This window comes from Streptomyces celluloflavus (genome assembly GCA_000720995.1).
GTDB classification, from domain to species: Bacteria; Actinomycetota; Actinomycetes; order Streptomycetales; family Streptomycetaceae; genus Streptomyces; species Streptomyces celluloflavus.
In genome coordinates this window covers 1-347 of sequence record JOEL01000152.1, presented here as the reverse complement: position 1 = coordinate 347, position 347 = coordinate 1, and the positions used below count along the sequence as shown (strand labels likewise).

Below are 347 nucleotides of genomic sequence, written 5' to 3'. Positions count from 1 at the left end.
GTGCCGAGGGTGGCGCGGGCGAGGCGGATGGCGTCGGCGGCGGTGCGGAGGTCGCCGCGGACGAGGGTGAGGTCGCCGGCTTCGATGGCGGCGTCGGTGCCGGTGCCCATGGCGAGTCCGAGGTCGGCGGTGGCGAGGGCGGCGGCGTCGTTGACGCCGTCGCCGACCATGGCGACGGAGCGGCCTTCGGTCTGGAGTCGTTGGATGACGGCGACTTTGTCCTGGGGGAGGACTTCGGCGATGACTTCGTCGATGCCGACTTCGGTGGCGACGGCGCGGGCCACGGCTTCGTTGTCGCCGGTGAGCAGGACGGGGGTGAGTCCGAGGGCGCGGAGCCGTCGGACGGC

General features: G+C 73.8%; 1 protein-coding gene. It reads right to left on the bottom strand.

The features are described from left to right. The coding region (locus tag IH09_RS36275; RefSeq protein WP_190233536.1) for an HAD-IC family P-type ATPase at window positions 1-347 on the bottom strand (347 nt) is incomplete at both ends.